Below are 16,361 nucleotides of genomic sequence, written 5' to 3' on the forward strand. Positions count from 1 at the left end.
CGAGACAGCTCCCGCAGCGGGAGCGAGTACCGGAAAGGAAGACGTGCGCGCCACACTGGAAACCGTGAGCTGCGGCGAACTGACCGCCGTGTATCGCAAAGATAGCGACACCGGCATCGTGGAACTGGTATCATGGATCGTCGACGCGAGCTCGGTCTTGTGACATGATTGGTGGTGATGGAATCAACGATGAGTCCAACAAAACGGCACCGCCTCCCATTGCGCAATATCGCGCGCAATATTACGCAGCGTATTGGCTCTCCGAATGCGTGTCTGCTAAACCTCGTGTTGCTCTATCAGCGAGCTTTCCGACTGCGCAGCTCAGGCAACATCACGACGAACAGGATGACCGCCACAATCGCGGTCAGCAGATCGGCGATGGCCTGCGCGGCGATTACACCCTGATAGCCGGCCAGCCGGGAGCCGACGAACAGGGTAATCGCCAGCATCACACCCTGCCTGCTGATCGACAGCACAAAGGCGCCGACCGCCTTGCCTGCGGACTGGAAGGTGCAGGTCGTGACCATCACGACGGCTACGCACACCAGGCTCAGCAGCTGAACCCGCAGCATGCCGGCGCCCAGCGTGATGATGGTGGCGTCCTCGATGAAGAATCCCATCAGTAGACGGTCGGACAGGCTGAGCACCACGGTCATCACCAGGGCGAACAGGGACAGGAACAGGTAGGAAAAACGCAGAATGCCGCGCAGTCGAGGCATATTGCGGGCGCCGTAGTTGTAGCCGATCAGCGGCTGCGCGCCGAACGCGAATCCCACGAAAACCAGCACCGCGATCATGATGACTTTCAGCGCGATGCCCATCGCGGCTACCGCGTCGGTACCGTAGGGGAGCAGGAACAGGTTGATCATGACGATGCCGACGCTCTGCGTGAGGTTCGTGATCGCCGAGGGGATGCCGATGGCGAGGATGCTCCCGACCTCCCGGGCCGTGACCGCCAGACGCCGGCGCGCGCGGTCGATGACGGTCCGCGGGTCGATGGACAGGTTGCTGCTGTGACGCAGCGTGAACCAGACGAAATAGGCGTCGGTGCAGATGTTGGCGATCACGGTGGCACCGGCCGAACCCGCAGCACCCCAGCCGAATCCGTGGATGAACAGGGGATTGAGCACGATGTTGACCGCCGTGCCGGCCACCGAACCGATCATGGACTGCACGGCGTGGCCTTCGGTGCGCAGCAGGTTGGACGGCGTCATCGACACGATGATGAACGGCGAGCCGACGATGATCAGCGTGTAGAAGTCGGAGGCATACTGCCAAGTGTCGTCAGTGGCGCCGAGCAGCGCGAGCATCGGGTCGCGGAACGCCAGGCCCAGCACCAGAATCAGCAGGCCGGTGGCGATGGCGGCATAGAAGCAGAACGCGCTGAGTCGCTTGCCGTCGGCGAACCGGTGTTGGCCGAACAAGCGCGAGATGACCGAACTGCCGCCGAGGCCGAAGATGTCGCCGAGGGCGATCATCACGGTGAACACTGGCGCGGTGAGGGAGACGCCCGCCACCATATCGGTGTTTCCCGTATGCGCGATGAAATAGGTGTCGACCATGTTGTACACCAAGGTGACCAGCATGCTGAGCACCACGGGCATCGCCAGCGAGAAATACGCCTTCGGAATCGGCGCCTTTTCGAAGAGTTCGTTATCCATTTCCGTCCCTTGGTGTTTCGTTCTTCAGTCACTGTGCAGGATGCCGTTCGGCGTGCATCACAGGCATTGTAGAGGCAACAGTGTGGACAACGGACGGGGGAGTATCTCATGATGCGGTGAGGGCGTTGATGATGACGCATCGTGTATTGGCGGCCGTGTGCATCGTATGTGAACCTGTGCTGGCGCGGCGTACGCACGATGGGAAAAGAAAGAATATATGGACCCCGTTGTCCCGGTTATTGTTCAGTTTTACTGTGTTGAATTATTGCGTTATTCAATTATTGTGGTGTGCCGGCCGATTGCGGCCTGCGGGGGATTGCCTTCGTATGTGTCGTGCAATCTCATGAACGGGATTGTTCGCTAGATTCAGCGAGCGTCCTTGTTGGCGGCGTTGATGATGTCGGCGAACATCTTGGAGTCGGCGTAGCCGGCGCGGGCGATGGCATCCATACCGGAGAGGGCGAGACCGCGAATCATGGAATCCTTGAGAGACATAATCATTACCTTTCGTTTGCGCATCGCCGTGAGCGGCTTTGCGATTGTTGTTTAAGCTTTGTTGTTATGGGGTCCGTGGCTAATCTGATTGGATTGCCGGACCGGAGCCGATGGCTCAGCGAGCGTTCTTGTTGGCTTCGTTGATCAGGTCGACGAGCGTGCTGCTGTTGGCGCGACCGCACTGGCTCATGGAGCTCAGGCCGTACACAGCCAGACCGCGAATCATGGAATCCTTGAGAGACATCATGTTTCCTTTCGTTGGTCAAAACCTTGGGGCTTTGAGTTTTGTTTATCGGCTTCTTTCTGAAACCGGTTTCAGAATAACGCAGTCCGATGACAAACGCAAGGGGACTATTCCGCTCTCGGCGTTTCTGGCGGAATATCGCCGTTCTTTAGATACCATTCGGTAGTTAAGAGGTTGTCTAGTCGACCTTCTGACGGCCTTGTTCTGAGCGTACGGTTTTCACGAGGTATGGCCTCATGTCGCGGAAATCGTACGCTGAGTCGTCGTAAGCGTACGGTTTTCACGAAATGGGGCCTATCTTCACCGGATTTTGGGCACACCGGCCTTGAGCAGCTTGGTCTCAAGATTGATGGGGCGTAGCAGATCCTCATAGAACACATGGACGATTTCGGTGACGCCCTGTTCCCGGAGATGCCGATCACGTCTGCGGTCGTACTCCATTTTCGCCTGGAGGCTTGCGCGATTCTTGTTGCTGATGTCGGCGTATTTGGCCATGCCGTCGTATTCTGCCACGATGATGCGGCCGTCTGCGAGCTTCCAACAGAAATCGACGCGATATGACATTGCGGGATTGTCGGGATTCATGAACTGCACCTGCAGCAGGGGGATGCCGAAAGACAATTCGGTGATCTGGCCACGCATCAATGATTCGCCGCCGTTTTCGCTCAGGGGATCCGCGTACTTCAGCAGCTTGGTCACGGAGACCTCGTCGCAGACGCTTTGAATCATCAGCGACTGCACCTCTTCGATGGTCGTCAGGGACTTTCTCAGAGCCGAATCGTATATGGGCAGCGCCTGTGGGAATGGGAATGCCGCGCAGTCGAGCAGCGTTCGCGCCGGAGTCGTCAAGAGAATGCCGTTATGCTTCCGCGTCGGAATCCGATTGATATAGATGCGGTTGAGACGCGCCTCGTCTCCGCCGCCGATGCCGGACTTCGAGGCGATGTGCACTGTGCCGTCGTGCAGGGAATAGTTGTGCTGCAGTCCGTATACGCACGCCGCACTCAACCCCGCAAATACCCACTGAGGGTGGATTGCGGACAACGCACGTATGACCTGCAATGACTGTTGCTCTCTGGTCATGGTGTTCCAAAGTGTTCGGTCGGCGTACAGGTTCTTATACGGTGACACCAGCTCCCCGGCATGCAGGCGACGTTTCAGGGCGCGCCGTTGCGCATCACTGGTGCCATAGCAGCAGCGACGCTCCTGCTTCGCCTGCTGCAGCAGTGCAGAAACTTCCTTGTGTTCTTTCATATCTCGACGCTAAGGGTGATTTTGATCGTTGCACAAGCTCAACCGGCAAATGTGGATACTATGTCACGCGAATTGTTGCTGTGGATAACTTGAATCGACGTCGACGGCTTTGCCGACGGTCTTGTCGGAGGCGATATTAGCCTAGGACACCTTGCTGCGCCGCCTTCCATACCGAAAACAGTCATCAGTGACACCGGGGGCATCTTCAGCGTACGTTCTTCACGAAATCAGCTGCCATTTCGTGAAAACCGTACGCTCAGAATGACTCAGTGTACGTTCTTCACGAGATGAGGCCCCATTTCGTGAAAACCGTACGTTGACGACGATTCAGTGTACGTTCTTCACGAAATTAGGGATGATTTCGCGGAAACCGTACACTCACCGCAACTCAGCGTACGGTTTTCACGAAGTTATCGATTTGGGTATAGGTTCCCCCGTCATGAACTACAATGAATCGCGGCGAAAAACGGAGAACCGAAGTCGGAGCGCGGCTGAACGGATATGGGTGTGACTGGATGGCTGTCATAGTGATGCCGGTTCTCTAACATACGCAATAACAACAACTGACAACAACAGGGGAGACAAGGATGGCGAGAAGTGCGGGCCGCACCCGGCCGGTGATCAAGGACGTGGCCAAACTGGCCGGAGTCTCGGCACCGACCGTCTCCCGGTATCTCAACGGCACCGTCAACGTCACCGAAGACAAGCGTGAACGCATCGCCAAGGCCATCAAGGAGCTGGGCTACGAGCCGAGCATTGTGGCGCGCGCTCTGTCGAACCGGGAGATGGACTCCGTGGTGGTGTTCGCGGCCAATCCTTCCGCCTTCTCCACGTCCGAAACGAACCATGGGGTGGAGGCCGCCGCCCGTAAACGTCGGTTCCTGCTCAATATTGTTTCTTTGGACGAGTCCGACATGGACTCCGTCAAGGCTCGCGTGCGCATGGGTTTGTCGATCAGGCCGGCGGGCGTGATCGTCTACGAGTACGACCGGGCCGGCATCGCCGCACTGGAATACATTCCCAAAGATATGCCGATGGTCGTGGTGGGTGGCAGCCTCGGCGACGGTGAATACCAGGTCATCAACGCCGAAAGGGATGGCGGCCGTTGGATGACCATGCATCTGCTGGATCTCGGCCATCGCACCGTGTTCCATGTGGGGCGTCCGGAAGGTCCGACCGATAACACCCGCACCAATGGGTGGCGTGACGCGCTCAAGGAGCGCGGCGTCACGGCACCTGACCCAATCATCGTGCCCGACGATGATTTGGAGGAGTCGGTCAAGGCTGGACGCACCTTGGGCCGTCGTGGTGATGTGACTGCGATTTTCGCCGGCAACGACGAGACTGCCATCGCTGTGATCCGGGGTCTAAGGGAGGTTGGTCGCCGCGTGCCTGCTGACGTGAGCGTCGTAGGCTTTGACGACCGCAACTTCGGTGCCATGTGGAATCCGGCGCTGACCAGTTACACCCAGAACTTCCTGGACATGGGGGAGCGGTCCTTCCGAATGCTGTTCGAACAGATCCAGGCCAAGCGCGCCGGCGATGACGCGCCGCCCTCGCAGGTCGAGGTGGTGCAAGGCAAGCCGTGTCTGCGAGCCTCCGAACGCGCGTACGGCGACGGTGAAATCGCGTAGTCGATGGGGCGTGCGTATCAATCATAGTGACTGTAGCGCATCCATATCGTGGTGAGGAGTCTCTCATGCCGAACTGTAAGCGCTTACCTTAAGTAGTTTGTAATATGGTTTACGTCATACTAATAGATATTCTAAATCATAGTGTTTTGCAAGGGCTTTTGCGGAAAATGGCTATTTATCAACAGTTTTCGAAAAGTCCGCATGACGGGCGACTGTGAGCACGCTTTATGGTAACCGCTTTCTGTAGCATTATCGTTAGAGTATGACTTTTGAACAATCGGCAACTCTGAAGACTCAGCCCCAGACCTCGGGCACTATCTCAGCGGCAGACGCCGTGATGCAATCGGCCCGCGACGAACGCATCCCCGGCAAACTCATCTGTACGATCATGGCCGTGGTCATTGTTATCGTGTTCGTCGCCATGCTCCACGCCCTACGTAACCGGAAGTAGGTTGTAGGCGGGATTGGTCTGACTGGTATCCGCCACAGCCGGGTTCGGTAGAGCGGCTACCAATCGGCCAGTGTCTCTATGGCATCGAATCCTGTTCTGCGATGTTGTTCGTCAAGGTTGTTCCAGTAAGGTGATTCATCGGTGAGCATGTCGTACGGGAGCTTGATACGTCTGCGATCCGTGTGGCTATGTAGTCGCCGAGTTTCGGCATCAGGGTCGGTGATGAGGGATGCGAGCATTGCGGCATCGTACAGATGTCTATCTCCATATCCGGCATGGTCTGCTTGGTATGCGGCGCTCTTAAGAATCAACGCGCCAAGCAGATCCGCGTCGGTAGCGGGACGCACGTCGAGACCGCCCATGATGGCGTGCAACTGCACCATGAGACCGCCGGTGAGCAGTCATGATTCGGCAATGCGCTCGGCCACCATGTATACGATATTCCACGGATGAGCGCCGCTGGGGATTGCAATGCGGGAAATCATTGCTCATTTCCTTGTTGTATGCCGTGATGAGTTCTGTAAGGGTTTCGAGCCCCTGCGCGTCGTTCTCTCGGGTCGTTGGATTCGGCCAGATCAGCGGCGCATACGCCGATGGGCATGGGCCCCTGCCCGGCGGGCAGAAAATCAGCGAGATGCCGTGATTCGGCGGGAGGACCTGTACTGGCCCAGCCCTTCTGTTCGGTAGTGGTACCGCTACACCGACTCTCCCCGACACTCCAGTGCCGCCGATATCAGTGAATGCCCAGCCTGATGTCGGTAGAGTAAAGGCTATTGGCTTGGTCTCGACGGCGAGACTTCTCCAATGGCCAATATGCACTGTTGCAAAGGAGCATGCGGTATGCAACCAATCAAAGCCATTCAATACGGCTGCGGCAAAATGGCGAAGTACACGATTCGCTATATGCACGAGAAAGGCATTCAAATCGTCGGTGCCATCGACGTGAACCCGGAAGTCGTGGGCATGGATGCCGGTGTGTTTGCAGGCATCGGCCCCATCAATGTGCCGATTCGCGCCGATGCCGAGGCTGTACTCAACGAGTGCGACGCGGATATCGCGGTAGTCACGCTATTCAGCTTCGAGAACGAAATCGCCACCATGTGCGAGCAGTGCTTGGCCCGCGGCATCAGCGTGATCACCACCTGCGAGGAATGCATCTACCCGTGGACCACCGATCCGGCCACCACGAACCGTCTCGACATCATCGCCAAGGAAGCCGGTGCCACCATGGTCGGCTCCGGCATGCAGGACATCTACTGGGTGAACATGGTCTCCACCGTCGCCGCCGGATGCCACAGCATCAAGAAGATCACCGGTGCGGTGAGCTACAACGTCGAGGAATACGGCCTGGCTTTGGCCAAAGCGCACGGTTGCGGTCTGACCGCCGAGGAGTTCGAGGCCGAGCTTGCGCATCCCGAAACCGTGGTGCCCTCGTATGTATGGAATTCCAATGAAGCGCTGGCCCAGAAGCTTGGGCTTACCATCGCATCGCAGACCCAGGCCAGTGTGCCGTATTTCAGCGATGTCGACGTGTATTCCGAAACGATGGGCGAGATGATTCCGGTCGGCAAATGCATCGGCATGTCCGCCGTGGTAACCACCGAAACTAATCAGGGCATCACGTTGGAAACTGCCTGTATCGGCAAGGTGTACGGGCCGGATGATGGCGATATGTGCGATTGGAAGATCGAGGGTGAACCGGACGTGGAGTTCCACGTGGTCAAGCCGGCGACCGTCGAACATACGTGCGCCACAATCGTCAACCGCATTCCGGACGTGCTCAACGCGCCAGCCGGATATGTGACGGTCGATCAGCTCGATGAGATTTCGTATCTTACGTATCCCGCCGCGCTGTACGTGGCATAGCCTTCATATTTTCAAGGATGAAGGCCGGCACTCATAAGGGTGCCGGCCGGTATCAGGCGGCCAGAGTCGACGTGCGTGGCATCACCTGGAACTGGATATGGTCATGGGTGATGTCATCGGGCCGTTCATGCCGTAGGTTCGACTCGTTCAGCGTCACCATGCGATCGATAACCGTACGAGCCATTGCGGGGACGTCCATCGCCACAGTGCTGATGGGTGGGTTGGTGCAGGCGGAGAAGGGGATACCGTCGAATCCCATGAGCCGTACGTCGTCGGGCGCGTGGATGCCATGTTCGGTGAGTTCGCGGAGCGCGCCGATCGCTATGGTGTCAGACATGCACAGTTCTCATGTTCCCGCTGGCGGGAGCTGTCATGCGAAGCATGACTGAGGGTGGTCCACAGCCGCCAATCCGTAACATCACCCAACGCAGCATTTCACGATACGGACGTTTCCGTATCGTATTTTCGTGTGGTCAAATAGACATTTCGAGCGAAAAAGTTCGAAATACCCCCATAACTGGCCATAAAAAAATTGCTTGAGAATCACTATTGACTTTTATGGCGACTCGGTATATGGACACATGAAACGTAAATGACATGGAGCGACGGTACTGTGTCAACAGCAATGAACGAAGAGGCATGATTTTCTTACGTGCCCACAACCAATTGAGGTGATTTCGGTGACATTCAAAGCCCCGCTCGATCTCACGGTCCACGCTCCGGACGGTATGTATGATCCCGCCAACGAGCATGACGCCTGTGGTGTGGGTATGGTCACCACTTTGAACAAGCGTCCTGAGCGCAAGATCGTCACCGACGCCATTGAGGTGCTGGTCAACCTTGATCACCGTGGTGCCGTGGGTGCCGAGGAGAACACAGGTGACGGCGCCGGCATTCTGATGAGCATGCCGGATGAGTTCATGCGTGCCACCGTGCCCGCCGAACTGCCGGAAGCCGGTCACTATGCGGCAGGCATCGCCTTCCTTGACCGCGACATCGAAACCTCCGGTCAGCAGGAACAGGCCATTGCCAAGATCGTGCGCGAGGAGGGACTCGAAGTCCTCGCATGGCGCGTGGTGCCCACCAACCCGGACGGCCTTGGCCTGCAGGCCCTTGCCGCCATGCCAGGATTCAAGACTCTCGTGGTCGCCTCTCCGGACGGTGCTCTGGCCGGCGTGGACTTGGATCGCAAGACCTTCCGCATCCGCAAGCGCGTCGAGCATGAGGTGGGCGTCTACTTCGCATCCCTGTCCGCCCGTACCATCACGTACAAGGGCATGCTCACCACCATGCAGCTCACCCACTTCTTCGAGGATCTGAACGACGAGCGCATGAAGGCCACCATCGCCATCGTCCACTCCCGCTTCTCCACCAACACCTTCCCGAGCTGGCCGCTGGCCCAGCCGTTCCGTCTGCTGGCCCACAATGGCGAGATCAACACCATCCAGGGCAACCGCAACTGGCTCTCCGCCCGTGAAGGCCGCCTGAGCAGCGAACTGCTCGGTGAATTCGAGCCGCTGCTGCCGATCACCACCCCGGGCTACTCCGATTCCGGCACCTTCGACGAGTGCCTCGAACTGCTGCACCTCGCCGGCCGCTCCCTGCCGCACGCCATCTGCATGATGCTGCCGCCGGCTTGGGAGAAGAACCCGGATCTCGATCCGGACGTGCGCGCCTTCTACGAGTACAACAACACGCTTATCGAGCCGTGGGATGGCCCGGCCGACATCGTCTTCACCGACGGCACCCAGGTCGGCGCCCTGCTCGACCGCAACGGCTTCCGTCCCGGCCGCTGGCAGCTCACCGATGACGGCTACATCGTTCTGGCCTCCGAGGCCGGCGTTCTGCCGGAGATCGCGCAGGAACACATCGTGTCCAAGGGCCGTCTTGAGCCCGGCGAGATGTTCCTGGTCGACACCGCCGAAGGCCGCATCATTCCCGATGAAGAGGTCAAGAGGAACCTCGCTGCCCAGCACCCGTACCGCAAGTGGGTGGAAGGCAACTCCGTTGAAATGAGCGACCTGCCCCGCCGCGAGCACGTCAGCCACTCCGGCCAGTCCGTCCAGCGCCGTCAGCGCGCCTTCGGCTACACCGAAGAGGATCTGAAGCTCCTGCTCACGCCGATGGCCAACACCGGCAAGGAACCGCTCGGTTCCATGGGTAACGATGCGCCTATGCCTGCGCTTTCCAGCCGCAGCCGCATGCTGTTCGACTACTTCACCCAGAAGTTCGCGCAGGTCACCAACCCGCCGCTGGACTGGGAGCGTGAGGAGATCGTCACCTCGCTCGAATCCGCCATCGGCCCCGAGCCGAACCTGCTGGCCGATTCCGAGCTGCACGCCAAGAAGATCCTCATCCCGCTGCCCGTGGTCAACTCTGATGAGATGGCCCAGCTCAAGCGCCTTGACAAGGCCCGCATCCTCGGCGGCTACTACCGCCCGTACGTGGTCAAGGGCCTCTACCAGGTCGCCGGCGGCGGCAAGGCCCTCGAAGAGCGACTTGACGAGATCTTCGCCGAAATCGACGAGGCCATCGCCAACGGCAAGAACTTCATCGTGCTCTCCGACCGTGAGTCCAACCATACGTGGGGTCCGATCCCGTCCCTGCTGCTGACTTCCGCCGTGCAGCACCACCTGCTGCGCCGCCACACCCGTACACAGATTTCCATGGCCGTCGAGGCCGGTGACGTGCGCGAGATTCACCATGTCGCGCTCCTCATCGCCTATGGCGCCGCCTGCGTGAACCCGTACTTGGCATTCGAATCCGTGGAAGATCTGGCCCGTAACGGCTACCTCAAGGTCGACGCGGACACCGCTGTGAAGAACCTCACCAAGGCCCTCTCCACCGGCGTGCTCAAGATCATGTCCAAGATGGGCGTCTCCACCATCATGAGCTACCGTGGCGCGCAGCTGTTCGAGGCTGTGGGCCTGAGCCAAGAAGTCATCGACGAATACTTCACCGGCACCACCTCCCGTGTGGGCGGCGTGGGCCTTGAAGAAATCGCCGAAGAAGTGGCCATCCGCCACCGCGTGGCCTACCCGAACCAGTGGAGCGCGTCCCCGCACCGCAACCTGCGCACCGGCGGCGACTACAAGTGGCGTCGCACCGGCGAGGACCACCTCAACGATCCCGAGGCCATCTTCCTGCTTCAGCAGTCCACCCAGCGTGGCGACTACCAGATGTTCAAGAAGTATTCGCACCACATCAACGACACGTCGAACCGACTCATGACCCTGCGTGGCCTGATGAAGTTCAACACCAACCGCAAGCCCATCGACATCGCCGAAGTCGAGCCGGCCTCCGAGATCGTCAAGCGCTTCTCCACCGGTGCCATGAGCTACGGCTCCATCTCGCAGGAAGCACACGAGACGCTCGCCATCGCCATGAACTCGATTGGCGCACGCTCCAACTCCGGTGAGGGCGGCGAATCCGACGACCGTATCAATGATCCGCAGCGCTACAGCCGCATCAAGCAGATCGCGTCCGCCCGCTTCGGCGTGACCTCCGATTACCTCGTGCACGCCACCGACCTGCAGATCAAGCTCGCCCAGGGGGCCAAGCCTGGTGAGGGTGGCCATTTGCCCGGTGCCAAGGTCCCGCCGTGGATCGCCAAGGTCCGTCACGCCACCCCGGGCGTGGAGCTTATCTCCCCGCCGCCGCACCACGACATCTACTCCATCGAGGATCTGAAGCAGCTGATCAACGATGCGAAGATGGCCAACCCGAAGGCACGTATCCACGTCAAGCTCGTTTCCGAGTTCGGCGTCGGCACCATCGCCGCAGGTGTGGCCAAGTGCCATGCCGACGTGGTGCTTATCTCCGGCTATGACGGCGGTACGGGTGCAGCCCCGCTCAACGCCATCAAGCACGCCGGCACCCCGTGGGAGATCGGCCTGTCCGAAACCCAGCAGACGCTGATCCTGAACGGCCTGCGCTCCCGCATCGTCGTCCAGTGCGACGGCGAGCTCAAGACCGGTCGTGACGTGGTCATCGCCGCTCTGCTTGGTGCCGAGGAATTCGGCTTCGCTACCGCAGCCCTGATCGTGGAAGGCTGCGTCATGATGCGCGCCTGCCAGAAGAACACCTGCCCGCAGGGCATTGCCACCCAGGATCCTGAGCTGCGCGCCCGCTTTAAGGGCAAGCCCGAGTACGTGGTCAACTTCTTCATGTTCATCGCTGAGGAGGTGCGCGAGATCCTCGCCCAGCTCGGCTTCAGGACTCTTGAGGAGGCCATCGGCCACGTTGAGTGCTTGGATCAGGACGAGGCCATCAAGCGCTGGAAGTCCAGCGGCATCGACCTGTCCAACGTGCTCAAGCAGGCCGGCCCGGTACCCGGCACGATCCTGCACCAGACCATCGAGCAGAACCACGAGCTGGAGAAGGCGCTGGACAACAAGCTCATCGAACTTGCCCAGCCGGCCCTCGAACACAAGGAACCCGTGCGCATCGAAATGCCGATTCGCAACGTCAACCGTACGGTCGGCACCATGGTCGGCTACGAGATCACCCGCCGTTACGGCGAGGAAGGTCTGCCGGACGACACCATCGACATGACCCTGCACGGTTCCGGAGGCCAGTCCATCGGTGCGTTCATCCCGCGCGGCGAGACCATGCGCATCTACGGCGAAGTCAACGACTACGCCGGCAAGGGCCTGTCCGGCGGTCGCATGATCGTGCGCCCGGAAGATAGCGTCACCTTCGACAAGCACAGCAACGTCATCGCCGGCAACGTCACCGGTTTCGGCGCCACTTCCGGCCAGATGTTCGTGGCCGGACGCGCCGGCGAACGTTTCGGCGTTCGTAACGGCGGTGCTACGTTTGTGGTCGAAGGCGTGGGCGACCACGGCTGCGAGTACATGACCGGCGGCACTGTTGTGGTGCTCGGCCCCACCGGACGCAATTTCGGTGCAGGCTTCTCCGGTGGTAACACTTATGTGCTTGACCTCGATATGAAGAAGGTCAACCCGGGTGCCATCAAGTCCGGTGCACTGCTCTTCAAGTCGCTTGATGCCGAAACCTCCAAGCTGGTGTACGCACTGGTCAAGCAGCATGCTGAAGAGACCGGTTCGCAGTTCGCTGCGGCTTTGCTGGAGGACTGGAACGAGACCGTCAAGCGGTTCACTCACGTGGTGCCGAAGCAGTTCGTGGCCATGACGAAGGCCATGGAAGAGGCCAAGGCCAACAATGTAGATTTCAATGCGCCCGGCGCCTGGGAAAAGGTGTACGAGCAGGTTATGGAAGGAGCGCGCTGACATGGGCGACCCGAGAGGATTTCTGAAGGTCCGTACCCGCCGAGAGCTGGCTGAACGCCCCGTTGAGGAACGTATCAAGGACTGGTTCGACGTTCACGCCGAAACCGGCCTGCAACCGTGGACCCAAGCGCAGGCGGCCCGCTGCATGGATTGCGGCACCCCGTTCTGTATGACCGGATGTCCGCTGGGCAACCTGATTCCTGAGTGGAACGATCTGGTCCGTCAGGGCAAGTGGGAGGACGCGTACAACCGTCTGTCCATGACCAACAACTTCCCTGAAGTCACCGGTCGTATCTGCCCGGCTCTGTGCGAGCAGGCCTGCGTGCTCGGCATCCACCAGCCGCCGACCATGATTCGCAACGACGAATGCACGATTATCGATCAGGCCTGGGATCTTGACATCGTCAAGCCTTTGCCGCCGCAGCGTCTGACCGACCAGACGGTCGCCGTCGTCGGCTCCGGCCCTGCCGGCCTCGCCGCCGCACAGCAGCTCACCCGCGCCGGCCACACCGTCGTCGTCTACGAGAAGGACGACGCCATCGGTGGTCTGATGCGTTACGGCATCCCGAACTTCAAGCTTGAAAAGGGTCTGATCGACCGCCGTGTCAAGCAGATGGAGGCCGAAGGCACCCGCTTCCGCACCAACGTGGAAATCGGCAAGGACATCACGTGGGATGACCTGCGTGACCGTTACGACGCCGTCGTAGTGGCCATCGGCTCCCGCGTGCCGCGCGATATGAAGATTCCGGGCCGCGAGCTCGACGGCATCCACTTCGCCCTCGACTTCCTGCCCGACGCCACGCGCCGTATCTTCGGCGTCAAGCCGGTGCACGACATCACCGCCAAGGACAAGCACGTCATCGTCATCGGCGGTGGCGACACCGGTTCCGACTGCCTCGGCACCTCGATCCGTCAGGGTGCGAAGGACGTCACCGTGCTACAGATCATGCCGAAAGAGCCGTCAAGCCGTCCGGACAACAGCCCGTGGCCGACCTTCGCCCGCACCTACCAGAAGACCTCCTCCATGGAAGAGGGCGGCGAGTACATCTACTCCACCGACTCCGTGAACTTCGAGGGCACCGAAGAGGAGAAGGCCAAGGTCACCATTGATAACTCGACCACCGCCGAAGGCTTCGTGGCCGATGAGCGTGGTCATGTCACCGGCTTGAAGGTCGTCTCCGTGGCTCCCGGCGAAAATGGTCCGTTCACCCGCCAGCCCGGCACCGAGCGCGTGCTGCCCGCCGATCTGGTCCTCATCTCCGTGGGCTTCCTGCACCCGGACACCGAGACCATCCTCGACCAGCTGCCCGTCGAACTCGACAAGCGTGGCAACATCGCTCGCAATGACAAGTTCGCCACCTCCCAGGATGGCGTGTTCGTGTGCGGCGATGCCGGCCGTGGCCAGAGCCTCGTGGTCTGGGCCATCGCCGAAGGCCGCTCCTGCGCCGCAGCCGTGGACGAGTACCTCTCCAAGGAAAAGAGCGAGCTGCCGGCCCCGATCAAGTCCAGCCAGCGTCCGATGATGCTGCCTCGCTGAATACTTTCCAAACAGAAACATGAAAATCCCTTCTTCATGAGGGGATTTTTGCGTTTCTGGGATTAATTACTGCCTTGAGTCTTAAGTAATGTCTATATTTCGAGAATATTGCATACGTGGTTAACATGAAGCTCCTATGGTGTCTTTCGTCGCCAAAAAGACGACGCCAGAATATTTGGGAGAGATTCATGAACACACGTCATGTCACTTCACTGGTCGCGGCCGGTGCGGCAATCGTCATGCTGCTCAGCGGCTGCGGATCGACCGGTACCTCCAATTCCAGCAATGCTTCAGATTCCAATATCATTTCCGTGTACGGCAGTGAGCCGGCACACCCACTATTCCCCGGCAACACCACTGAGGCCGGTGGCGGCAAGGTTGTAGACCAGCTGTTCGCAGGTCTGGTGACCTACGATGCGAAGGGCGGCATCCACAACGAGGTAGCAGACAGCATCACCTCCAGCGACAACGCCACGCATTACGTCATCAAGCTCAAGAGCGGATGGAAGTTCACCGACGGCACTCCGGTGACCGCGCACTCCTTCGTAAACGCATGGAATTACACCGCCAACAGTGCCAACAAGCAGGCCAGCGCCAGCTTCTTCAGCACAATCGAAGGCTATGATGATCTGCAAAAGCCGGACGTGGACCCCAAGGCCACGCTGAGCGGCCTGACCGTCGTTGACGACAACACCATCGATGTCAAGCTCAGCCAGCCCGACTCGGCATTCCCGGTCAAGGCCGGCAGCCACGCCTACATGCCGTTGCCCGAATCCGCGTTCAAGGACCCGAAGAAGTTCGGTCAGCACCCAGTGAGCAACGGCCCATACAAGTTCGTGTCCTGGCAGCACAACCACAGCATCGAAATGGTGAAGAACCCTGACTACAAGGGCAATCGTGTCGCCAAGAACGATGGCCTGAACTTCAAGATCTATACCTCGCCTGATTCGGCATACGCCGACCTACGCGGTGGCAACCTGGACTTCACGAACACGATTCCTGACACCGCACTTACCTCCTTCCAATCCGACAAGTCGCTGAAGGCATACAACGAGCCCGGTGGCAATACGCTCACCTTCACCATTCCTGAATGGCTGGAACACTTCGGCCAGAACGAGGAAGGCAACCTGCGTCGTCAGGCCATTTCCATGTCCATCGACCGCAAGACCGTCGCCGAGAAGATCTTCCACGGCACCGCCACGCCCGCCGTCGACTTCCTTGCAGCCCCAATCAGCGCCTACTCCAAGGAACTCAAGGGAAATGAAGTACTGAAGTACAACCCGTCCAAGGCCAAGGAACTGTGGGCCAAGGCCAACGCCATCTCCCCGTGGAGCGGTGAGTTCGGCATTGCATACAATGCTGATGGCACTGCGAAGAACTGGGTTGAGGCAATCTGCAACTACATCAAGAACACGCTGGATATCGATGCCAAGAGCATCCCGATGTCCACTTCCGACGAGTTCCTGTCCAATGTGGATTCAGGCAAGATGACCTCCGCATACCGTAGCGGTTGGGGCCCTGATTATCCATCCGCGGACAACTATCTGGTACAGCTGTACGATTCCAGTTCGGCCGACGGCAAGGGCGGCAACAGCGGCAACTACAAGAACCCCGAGTTCGATGCCATGATGGACAAGGCTCTTTCCGCCCCGTCCACCGAGGAAGCCGACAAGTATTATCAGCAAGGTGAGGAGATTCTGCTGCAGGACCTTCCGGCTATCCCGTTGTGGAACCAGAATGCCACCGCAGCCAGCACCTCCGCAATCTCCGGCGTCGCATTCGACTACGGCGGCGGCCCAGTGTTCACCGCACTGACCAAGAAGCAGTAAGCAGTAAGTAATAAACAGACAGCGCTAGCCCCCCGCTGGCGGGGGCTGTCGGCAAAGCCGACTGGGGGTGGTCTCAAACAGCAGACCACCCCTAATCTTGTTATATGAGCGAGCTCCCGTAAGCGGGAGCAATCGAGA

12 protein-coding genes are annotated in these 16,361 nt (G+C 59.4%); 6 read left to right on the plus strand and 6 right to left on the minus strand.

Features of this window, described 5'->3' with window-relative positions; all coding sequences use genetic code 11:
- Positions 1-296 precede the first annotated feature (296 nt).
- From BLLJ_RS04000 to BLLJ_RS04005, 4 genes are all read right to left on the minus strand, one after another.
- Positions 297-1,661: an MATE family efflux transporter gene (locus BLLJ_RS04000; RefSeq protein ID WP_013582535.1), complete on the minus strand. Its 1,365-nt coding sequence runs from the start codon at positions 1,659-1,661 to the stop codon at positions 297-299.
- A 366-nt stretch (positions 1,662-2,027) separates the two neighbouring features.
- Complete coding sequence (locus tag BLLJ_RS11515; protein WP_007056674.1) at positions 2,028-2,156, minus strand: hypothetical protein; 129 nt, start codon at positions 2,154-2,156, stop codon at positions 2,028-2,030.
- A gap of 115 nt (positions 2,157-2,271) precedes the next feature.
- Entirely contained in the window at positions 2,272-2,403 is a 132-nt protein-coding gene (locus BLLJ_RS11520; protein ID WP_015512252.1) for a hypothetical protein, read from the minus strand.
- A 297-nt stretch (positions 2,404-2,700) separates the two neighbouring features.
- On the minus strand, positions 2,701-3,654 hold the full coding sequence (locus BLLJ_RS04005) for a hypothetical protein (protein ID WP_007053354.1): 954 nt from the start codon (positions 3,652-3,654) through the stop codon (positions 2,701-2,703).
- Between the two features lie 587 nt (positions 3,655-4,241).
- Here BLLJ_RS04005 and BLLJ_RS04010 point away from each other — a divergent pair.
- Positions 4,242-5,288, plus strand: a complete 1,047-nt coding sequence (locus tag BLLJ_RS04010) for a LacI family DNA-binding transcriptional regulator (protein WP_013582536.1) — start codon at positions 4,242-4,244, stop codon at positions 5,286-5,288.
- 262 nt (positions 5,289-5,550) lie between these two features.
- A complete protein-coding gene (locus BLLJ_RS04015) occupies positions 5,551-5,739 on the plus strand; it encodes a hypothetical protein (RefSeq protein WP_007052178.1) in 189 nt (62 codons plus the stop codon).
- Positions 5,740-5,795: 56 nt separating this feature from the next.
- Here BLLJ_RS04015 and BLLJ_RS04020 read toward each other — a convergent pair whose 3' ends face one another.
- Complete coding sequence (locus tag BLLJ_RS04020; protein WP_007052179.1) at positions 5,796-6,122, minus strand: hypothetical protein; 327 nt, start codon at positions 6,120-6,122, stop codon at positions 5,796-5,798.
- A 457-nt stretch (positions 6,123-6,579) separates the two neighbouring features.
- On the opposite strand from BLLJ_RS04020, the gene BLLJ_RS04025 reads away from it, so the two are divergent.
- A complete protein-coding gene (locus tag BLLJ_RS04025; protein ID WP_008783636.1) occupies positions 6,580-7,605 on the plus strand; it encodes an NAD(P)H-dependent amine dehydrogenase family protein in 1,026 nt (341 codons plus the stop codon).
- 52 nt (positions 7,606-7,657) lie between these two features.
- On the opposite strand, the gene BLLJ_RS04030 is transcribed toward BLLJ_RS04025, so the two are convergent.
- Positions 7,658-7,942, minus strand: a complete 285-nt coding sequence (locus BLLJ_RS04030) for a substrate-binding domain-containing protein (RefSeq protein WP_013410935.1) — start codon at positions 7,940-7,942, stop codon at positions 7,658-7,660.
- Positions 7,943-8,285: 343 nt separating this feature from the next.
- Between BLLJ_RS04030 and gltB the strand changes: the two genes are divergently transcribed.
- From gltB to BLLJ_RS04045, 3 genes are all read left to right on the plus strand, one after another.
- Positions 8,286-12,857 carry a glutamate synthase large subunit gene (gene gltB / locus BLLJ_RS04035; protein WP_013582537.1) on the plus strand — a complete coding sequence of 1,524 codons (4,572 nt, stop codon included), beginning with the start codon at positions 8,286-8,288 and terminating at the stop codon, positions 12,855-12,857.
- A gap of 1 nt (position 12,858) precedes the next feature.
- Complete coding sequence (locus BLLJ_RS04040; RefSeq protein WP_013582538.1) at positions 12,859-14,394, plus strand: glutamate synthase subunit beta; 1,536 nt, start codon at positions 12,859-12,861, stop codon at positions 14,392-14,394.
- Positions 14,395-14,582: 188 nt separating this feature from the next.
- Positions 14,583-16,223: a peptide ABC transporter substrate-binding protein gene (locus BLLJ_RS04045; protein ID WP_007052185.1), complete on the plus strand. Its 1,641-nt coding sequence runs from the start codon at positions 14,583-14,585 to the stop codon at positions 16,221-16,223.
- Positions 16,224-16,361: the final 138 nt, after the last annotated feature.

This window comes from Bifidobacterium longum subsp. longum JCM 1217 (assembly GCF_000196555.1).
In the GTDB taxonomy this organism is placed as follows: domain Bacteria; phylum Actinomycetota; class Actinomycetes; order Actinomycetales; family Bifidobacteriaceae; genus Bifidobacterium; species Bifidobacterium longum.

What these genes read in the sequence shown, in the direction of transcription:
- BLLJ_RS04000 (WP_013582535.1), bottom strand. Translation starts at nt 1,661, where the DNA reads ATGGATAACGAACTCTTCGAAAAGGCGCCGATTCCGAAGGCGTATTTC.
- BLLJ_RS11515 (WP_007056674.1), bottom strand. Translation starts at nt 2,156, where the DNA reads ATGTCTCTCAAGGATTCCATGATTCGCGGTCTCGCCCTCTCCGGTATG.
- BLLJ_RS11520 (WP_015512252.1), bottom strand. Translation starts at nt 2,403, where the DNA reads ATGATGTCTCTCAAGGATTCCATGATTCGCGGTCTGGCTGTGTACGGC.
- BLLJ_RS04005 (WP_007053354.1), bottom strand. Translation starts at nt 3,654, where the DNA reads ATGAAAGAACACAAGGAAGTTTCTGCACTGCTGCAGCAGGCGAAGCAG.
- BLLJ_RS04010 (WP_013582536.1), top strand. Translation starts at nt 4,242, where the DNA reads ATGGCGAGAAGTGCGGGCCGCACCCGGCCGGTGATCAAGGACGTGGCC.
- BLLJ_RS04015 (WP_007052178.1), top strand. Translation starts at nt 5,551, where the DNA reads ATGACTTTTGAACAATCGGCAACTCTGAAGACTCAGCCCCAGACCTCG.
- BLLJ_RS04020 (WP_007052179.1), bottom strand. Translation starts at nt 6,122, where the DNA reads ATGGTGCAGTTGCACGCCATCATGGGCGGTCTCGACGTGCGTCCCGCT.
- BLLJ_RS04025 (WP_008783636.1), top strand. Translation starts at nt 6,580, where the DNA reads ATGCAACCAATCAAAGCCATTCAATACGGCTGCGGCAAAATGGCGAAG.
- BLLJ_RS04030 (WP_013410935.1), bottom strand. Translation starts at nt 7,942, where the DNA reads ATGTCTGACACCATAGCGATCGGCGCGCTCCGCGAACTCACCGAACAT.
- BLLJ_RS04040 (WP_013582538.1), top strand. Translation starts at nt 12,859, where the DNA reads ATGGGCGACCCGAGAGGATTTCTGAAGGTCCGTACCCGCCGAGAGCTG.
- BLLJ_RS04045 (WP_007052185.1), top strand. Translation starts at nt 14,583, where the DNA reads ATGAACACACGTCATGTCACTTCACTGGTCGCGGCCGGTGCGGCAATC.